Below are 7,260 nucleotides of genomic sequence, written 5' to 3'. Positions count from 1 at the left end.
CCCGGCGCAACGACTGCGTTCGGCCTCCTGGAGGGGCGTTGGCGGCTGCTCCAACTTTCTTCGTCCAACGCATTGCCACGTGGTGCGCACGGACTTTCGTAGGATGGGTAGAGCGGAGCGAAACCCATGCGGTGGAGGTGGCACAAACCCTTTGGGSGGCTGCTCCAACTTTCTTCGTCCAACGCATTGCCACGTGGTGCGCACGGACTTTCGTAGGATGGGTAGAGCGGAGCGAAACCCATGCGGTGGAGGTGGCACAAACCCTTTGGGGCCCGGAAAGGGCCGTGCTTGAGCCCTTGCTTTAAAACCACAACAGCTAACGCAGACAGCGCCAATGAATTCGCCCCTACGGGTGTTCCCGAGTGGGTTGGTGTCGGGTTCCTTCGCGAATGAGTTCGCTCCCACCGCCGGCATTTTCCACATAAATGAAAACGGCAGCGCCAAGGCGCTGCCGTTGGGTGACCGTGCTTAGCGGATCACATGTTGTATTTGCTGTGGAACAGGGCGATCTGCTTCTCGGGCTTGGGCTCTTCCTTGGTCAGGACGTAGACCACGCGCTGGCCTTGCGGGCCGCCGCCGATGTCGACGTAGCTGAAGGTGGGTTCGCCGATCTTGTACATGTCGATCATGTCGCCGTAGCGGCTGAATACATAAATGATGCCGTCTTCGTCACGCAGCTCGCCGTAGAACGGCAGGGCCGGCGGCAGGCTCACGTCGAGGAAACGCTGGGCACTGGTCTTGGCTTCCTTGCCCTGGTCTTCGGCTTTGAGGATCAGGGTGATGTCGCGGTCGAAACCGTCTTTCTTGCCGGTGGCCTTCTTCAGCGGGGCAGTGCCGTTCTCGATATAGCCGCGGTAGGTGGCGTAGTCGTCGAAGACGAACAGTTCCTTCTCGGTACGGACCTGGTACCAGTCTTCGTTGTTCAGCGCCTCGACCTTGGCCGGAGCGGCCGGCGGGGTGCTGCAGGCGGAGATGGCGACGGCCAGCGCGGCCAGGGTCAGCGATTTGATCAGGTTTTTCTTGCAGGGCATTTCATGGTCCTCCCCAGGATTGGTGAGAGGCGAATCTGCCCGAGTCGTGTGACGGCGAGATGACTGTGATATGCCAGAAGTATTACGGCGAGGTTTCGGCGCCTGAATCGCCTGTTTTCAAGCGGATGTCGGCAAAAGTTAAAGTAAATTCTAGATTTTTCAATTTCATATTAATCAATAAGTTACGAGTGTTTTGTAATCTTGAATGTAATGAATTGAACGGCCCGCAGGCTACTGCTTGTACCCGCTTTGTGGGAGCGAATTCATTCGCGAAGAAGCACCCAGGCGGCGCGGATTCGTGCCAAGAATCGTCCTTCGGAGCGAGGCCCGTAGGAGCGAGCTCTGCTCGCGAACAGCCTTGGCACCTTCCCATTGACCACCGTTGGGCCTCGCTGCGCTCGGCGCCAACCTACGGCGGTGTGGCACGGTTCGGGATTGGGTTGTGACACCGGGCATCGCCGGTGGAGGTAAAGAGCGACCTCCACCCTACATTCCGGGATAGGCCCTGCCTTGGGTTGGAGTGCCGGAAAAAGAAAAGGCGGCGGTTTGCACCGCCGCCTTGAGGGCCTCGCTTCGGCTGGGGGAGCCTGCGGGGCATCGAGGGTGAAGCGTTAGCCGCGGTAGTAGCGCTGCGGCACGAAGGGGGTCTTGGCGACCTTCATCGCCACGCGCTTGCCGCGCACCACGGCCCAGATCTCGCTGTCGAGGGCGGCATGGGCGGCGTTGACGTAGCCCATGGCCACCGGGGCACCCAGGGTGGGGCCGAAGCCGCCGCTGCTGACGCGGCCGATGACGGTGCCGTCGGCGTCGACGATCTCGGCGCCTTCACGCACCGGTACGCGCTCCTGGGGCAGCAGGCCAACGCGCTTGGCGGCAACGCCTTCACGCTGCTGGGCGAAGATGCGTTCGGCGCCGGGGAAGCCACCGGCGCGCTCGCCATCGGCACGGCGCACCTTGGAGATGGCCCAGGCCAGGCTGGCGTCGATGGGGGTGGTGGCGGTGTCCATGTCGTGGCCGTAGAGGCACAGGCCGGCTTCCAGGCGCAGCGAGTCGCGGGCGCCGAGGCCGATGGCCTGGGCTTCCGGTTCGGCCAGCAGGGCGCGGGCCAGGGCCTCGGCCTTGTCGGCGGGCACGGAGATTTCGTAGCCGTCTTCACCGGTGTAGCCGGAGCGGCTGACGTAGCACTCGACGCCCAGCAGGCGGGCGCTGCCGAACTGCATGAAGGTCATCTTCGCCACCTCGGGCGCCAGGCGCGCCAGCACGGTGACCGCCGCCGGGCCCTGCAGGGCGAGCAGGGCGCGCTCTTCGAACAGCGGCTCGATCTCGCAGCGGTCGCCAATGTGCGCACGCAGGTGGGCCAGGTCCTGGTCCTTGCAGGCGGCATTGACCACCAGGAACAGCTCGTCCGCCCCCAGGCGCGCCACCATCAGGTCATCGAGGATGCCGCCGTTGGCGTCGGTGAACACGGCGTAGCGCTGCAGGCCCACCGGCAGGTCGATGATGTCCACCGGCACCAGGCTCTCCAGGGCCTTGGCGGCGTCGCTGCCGCGCAGGCGGATCTGGCCCATGTGGGACACATCGAACAGCCCGGCCTGCTCACGGGTGTGCAGGTGCTCCTTCATCACGCCGAGCGGGTACTGCACCGGCATGTCGTAGCCGGCGAAGGGAACCATTTTCGCTCCGAGTTCGAGGTGGAGGCTGTGCAAGGGGGTCTTTGCGAGGGTCATGGGAATTCCTTCTGGTAGCTGGAAGCTGGGAGCCTGAAGCTGGAAGCAGGAGCCGGTGTGTTCTTCAGGCTTCCGGCTTTCGGCTTCAAGCTGCTTTTGATCAACATTCAATGATGTTCACGGCAAGACCGCCGCGAGCGGTTTCCTTGTATTTGCTCTTCATGTCGGCACCGGTCTGGCGCATGGTGCGGATGACCTTGTCCAGGGATATGAAGTGCTGGCCGTCGCCGCGCAGGGCCATGCGGGCGGCGTTGATGGCCTTGACCGAGCCCATGGCGTTGCGCTCGATGCAGGGCACCTGCACCAGGCCGCCGACCGGGTCGCAGGTCAGCCCCAGGTTGTGTTCCATGCCGATTTCGGCGGCGTTTTCCACCTGCTGCACGGTGCCGCCCATGACTTCGCAGAGCGCGCCGGCGGCCATGGAGCAGGCCACGCCGACTTCGCCCTGGCAGCCCACTTCGGCGCCGGAGATGGAGGCGTTTTCCTTGTAGAGGATGCCGATGGCAGCGGCGGTGAGCAGGAAGCGCTCCACGCCTTCGTCATTGGCGCCGGGCACGAAGCGCGCGTAGTAGTGCAGCACCGCCGGGACGATGCCCGCCGCGCCGTTGGTGGGCGCGGTGACCACGCGGCCGCCGGTGGCGTTTTCCTCGTTCACCGCCAGGGCGTAGAGGTTGACCCAGTCGAGCACCGTCAGGCTGTCGCGCAGGGCGGCTTCCGGGCGCTCGCTGAGCTGGCGGAACAGCGCGGCGGCGCGGCGCTTGACCTTGAGCCCGCCGGGCATGATGCCTTCCTTGCGGCAGCCGGCTTTCACGCAGTCCTGCATCACCTGCCAGATGCGCTGCAGCCCGGCGCTGGTTTCCTCGGGGCTGCGCCAGGCCTTTTCGTTCTCGCGCATCAGCGCGCTGATGGAGAGGCCGCTGGTGGCGCAGTGGGCGAGCAGTTCCTTGCCGGTCTTGAAGGGGTGGGCGAGCGGGGTCTGGTCTTCGACGATGCGGTCGTGCCCGGCCGCTTCCTCGTCCACCACGAAGCCGCCACCCACCGAGTAGTACTCGCGGGAGCGCAGTTGCAGCCCGGCGGCGTCGAAGGCGCGGAAGATCATGCCGTTGGGGTGGAAGGGCAAGGGCTTGCGGATCATCGCCAGGTGATCCTTCTCGACGAAGCGGATGGTCTTTTCGCCACCCAGGCGCAGTTCGCCGTTCTTGCGCATGTGCGCCAGGCGCTCGTCGATGCCGCTGGTGTCCACGGTGTCGGGTTGCTCGCCTTCCAGGCCGAGCAGCACGGCCTTGTCGCTGCCGTGGCCCTTGCCGGTGGCGCCGAGGGAGCCGTAGAGCTCCACCTTCAGGGTTTCCGTGCCCGCCAGCAGGCCTTCGCGACGCAAGCCGTCGACGAAGCGTGCGGCCGCTCGCATGGGACCGACCGTGTGGGAGCTGGAGGGGCCGATACCGATCTTGAACAGGTCGAAGACGCTGAGGGACATGGTGTCGCTCCTGAGCCTGGATCGCGCTCGTTGTTATTGGTCAGCGTAGACACTGGGAGGGATCGGGCCTCGCGGCCCGACCGTTGAAGCGCAAGGTGGTGCGTGGGGGCAAGTTCATCCGCGAATGAACCCGCCCCCACGATCACGTGCCGATCAGGCGTCCTGGTACGCCTCGATGGACGGGCAGGCACAGACCAGGTTGCGGTCGCCGAAGACGTTGTCGACGCGGCCCACCGGCGGCCAGTACTTGCCTTCCACCAGGCTGGCGGTCGGGTACACGGCCTGTTCGCGGCTGTAGGGGTGGGCCCACTCGCCGACCAGCTCCGCCGCAGTGTGCGGGGCGTTCTTCAGCGGGTTGTCGTTGGCGTCCAGGGCACCGGTTTCCACCGCGCGGATCTCGTTGCGGATGCGGATCATGGCGTCGCAGAAGCGGTCCAGCTCTTCCTTGGATTCGCTCTCGGTCGGCTCGATCATCAGCGTGCCGGCCACCGGGAAGGACATGGTCGGGGCGTGGAAGCCGAAGTCGATCAGGCGCTTGGCCACGTCGTCGACGCTGATGCCGCTGCTGTCCTTGAGGGGGCGCAGGTCGAGGATGCACTCGTGGGCCACCAGGCCGTTGGTGCCGGTGTAAAGCACCGGGTAGTGCTCTTCCAGGCGACGGGCGATGTAGTTGGCGTTGAGGATCGCCAGCTGCGAGGCGCGGCGCAGGCCGGCGCCGCCCATCATGCGGATGTACATCCAGGTGATCGGCAGGATGCTGGCGCTGCCGAAGGGCGCGGCGCTCACCGCGCCTTCCTTGCGCTCCATGTGGCCGTGGCCGGGCAGGAAGGGCGCCAGGTGCGACTTGACGCCGATCGGGCCGACGCCCGGGCCGCCACCGCCGTGGGGGATGCAGAAGGTCTTGTGCAGGTTCAGGTGGGACACGTCGCCGCCGAACTGGCCCGGGGCGCAGAGGCCGACCATGGCGTTCATGTTGGCGCCGTCGATGTACACCTGGCCGCCGTTGGCGTGGATGATCTCGCAGATTTCGCGGATGCCTTCCTCGAACACGCCGTGGGTGGAGGGGTAGGTGATCATGATCGCGGCGAGGCGCTCGCGGTGCTCTTCGGCCTTGGCCTTGAGGTCGGCGATGTCGACGTTGCCGCGGGCGTCGCAGGCGGTCACCACCACGCGCATGCCGGCCATGTTGGCGGTGGCCGGGTTGGTGCCGTGGGCCGATTGCGGGATCAGGCAGATGTCGCGCTGGTCGTCGCCGCGGCTCAGGTGGTAGGCGCGGATGGCCAGCAGGCCGGCGTATTCACCCTGGGAGCCGGCGTTGGGCTGCAGTGACACGGCGTCGTAGCCGGTGGCGGCGCAGAGCATGGTTTCCAGCTCGGTGGTCAGCTGCTGGTAGCCCTGGGACTGCTCGGCCGGGGCGAAGGGGTGCAGGTTGCCGAACTCGGCCCAGGTGACCGGGATCATCTCGCTGGCGGCGTTCAGCTTCATGGTGCAGGAGCCCAGCGGGATCATGCTGCGGTCCAGCGCCAGGTCCTTGTCGGCCAGCTTGCGCATGTAGCGCATCAGCTCGGTTTCCGAGTGGTAGCGGTTGAACACCGGGTGGGCGAGGATCGCCGACTCGCGCAGCAGCGCGGTGGGCAGTCGGCTGGGGATGGTGGCGGCCAGCTCGGCGAAGGCAGGCAGGGCCTGGCCATCGGCGAACAGGGTCCACAGCGCTTCGATGCTGGCCTGGGTGTTGGTCTCGTCGAGGGACAGGCCCAGGCGCTGGTCATCGACCACGCGCAGGTTGATGCGTTGCTCGCGGGCCTTGGCGTGCAGCTCGGCGGTGCGGGCGCCGGTGGCCAGGGTCAGGGTGTCGAAGAAGCTCTGCTGCTCGACGGTGACGCCCAGCTTGGCCAGGCCCTGGGCCAGGATGGCGGTGAGCTGGTGCACGCGCTTGGCGATGCGGGTCAGCCCCTGCGGGCCGTGGTAGATGGCGTACATGCTGGCGATGTTGGCCAGCAGCACCTGGGCGGTGCAGATGTTGCTGGTGGCCTTCTCGCGGCGGATGTGCTGCTCGCGGGTCTGCATGGCCAGGCGCAGGGCCGGCTTGCCGTGGCGGTCGATGGAGACGCCGACCAGGCGGCCCGGCATGTCGCGCTTGAAGGCATCGCGGGTGGCGAAGTAGGCCGCGTGCGGGCCACCGAAGCCCAGGGGCACGCCGAAACGCTGGGCGCTGCCCAGGGCGACGTCGGCACCGAACTCGCCCGGCGCCTTGAGCAGGGTCAGGGCCAGCAGGTCGGCGGCCACGGCTACCAGGGCGCCGACGGCGTGGAAGCGCTCCACCAGCTCGGCGTTGTCGAACAGATCGCCATTGCTGGCCGGGTATTGCAGCAGCGCGCCGAAGTAGGGCGCGGCGTCGGTCAGCTCGCGCTCATCACCTACGACCACTTCGATGCCCAGGGGCTCGGCACGGGTGCGCAGCACGTCGAGGGTCTGCGGGTGGCAGTGGCGGGAGGCGAAGAAGGCGTTGCTGGCCTTGTTCTTCGACAGGCGCTTGCAGAAGGTCATGGCTTCGGCGGCAGCGGTGCCTTCGTCCAGCAGGGAGGCGTTGGAGATCGGCAGGCCGGTGAGGTCGCTGATCAGGGTCTGGAAGTTGAGCAGCGATTCCAGGCGGCCCTGGGAGATTTCCGGCTGGTACGGGGTGTAGGCGGTGTACCAGGCGGGGTTTTCCAGCAGGTTGCGCAGGATGGGCGAGGGCGTGTGGGTGCCGTAGTAGCCCTGGCCGATGTAGTTGGTGAACAGCTGGTTCTTGCCGGCGATGGCCTTGATCGCGGCGAGGGCGTCGGCCTCGCTCTGGCCCGGGCCCATGTCGAGCACGCTGGTGCCCTTGATGCTGTCGGGGATGACGCTGGCGCTGAGAGATTCCAGGTCGGCATGGCCGAGCAGGTCGAGCATGGCCTGGATGTCGGTCTCGCGCGGGCCGATATGGCGGGCGATGAACTCGTTGGCGGTGCCGAGGGCGTTGGTCTGGGTGGGCATGGTCAGG

General features: G+C 66.4%; 4 protein-coding genes. All 4 read right to left on the bottom strand.

What is annotated here, in order from left to right:
* Positions 1–476 precede the first annotated feature (476 nt).
* Positions 477–1,031 (bottom strand): hypothetical protein, encoded by a 555-nt coding sequence (locus RTW82_RS31385; RefSeq protein ID WP_263401865.1) that lies wholly within the window; start codon positions 1,029–1,031, stop codon positions 477–479.
* A 611-nt stretch (positions 1,032–1,642) separates the two neighbouring features.
* Positions 1,643–2,758, bottom strand: coding sequence for a glycine cleavage system aminomethyltransferase GcvT (gene gcvT / locus RTW82_RS31380; RefSeq protein WP_316927549.1), 1,116 nt, complete (start codon positions 2,756–2,758; stop codon positions 1,643–1,645).
* A 100-nt stretch (positions 2,759–2,858) separates the two neighbouring features.
* Positions 2,859–4,235, bottom strand: a complete 1,377-nt coding sequence (locus RTW82_RS31375; protein ID WP_316927548.1) for an L-serine ammonia-lyase — start codon at positions 4,233–4,235, stop codon at positions 2,859–2,861.
* A 153-nt stretch (positions 4,236–4,388) separates the two neighbouring features.
* Positions 4,389–7,253: an aminomethyl-transferring glycine dehydrogenase gene (gcvP, locus tag RTW82_RS31370; RefSeq protein WP_316927547.1), complete on the bottom strand. Its 2,865-nt coding sequence runs from the start codon at positions 7,251–7,253 to the stop codon at positions 4,389–4,391.
* Positions 7,254–7,260 lie beyond the last annotated feature (7 nt).

This window comes from Pseudomonas sp. zfem005, assembly GCF_032621735.1.
In the GTDB taxonomy this organism is placed as follows: domain Bacteria; phylum Pseudomonadota; class Gammaproteobacteria; order Pseudomonadales; family Pseudomonadaceae; genus Metapseudomonas; species Metapseudomonas solani.
This window is presented reverse-complemented; position numbering and strand designations above follow the sequence as displayed.

Bases quoted from the DNA above. Each gene is read 5' to 3' on its own strand.
- RTW82_RS31385 (WP_263401865.1), bottom strand. From the start codon at position 1,031: ATGCCCTGCAAGAAAAACCTGATCAAATCGCTGACCCTGGCCGCGCTG.
- gcvT (WP_316927549.1), bottom strand. From the start codon at position 2,758: ATGACCCTCGCAAAGACCCCCTTGCACAGCCTCCACCTCGAACTCGGA.
- RTW82_RS31375 (WP_316927548.1), bottom strand. From the start codon at position 4,235: ATGTCCCTCAGCGTCTTCGACCTGTTCAAGATCGGTATCGGCCCCTCC.
- gcvP (WP_316927547.1), bottom strand. From the start codon at position 7,253: ATGCCCACCCAGACCAACGCCCTCGGCACCGCCAACGAGTTCATCGCC.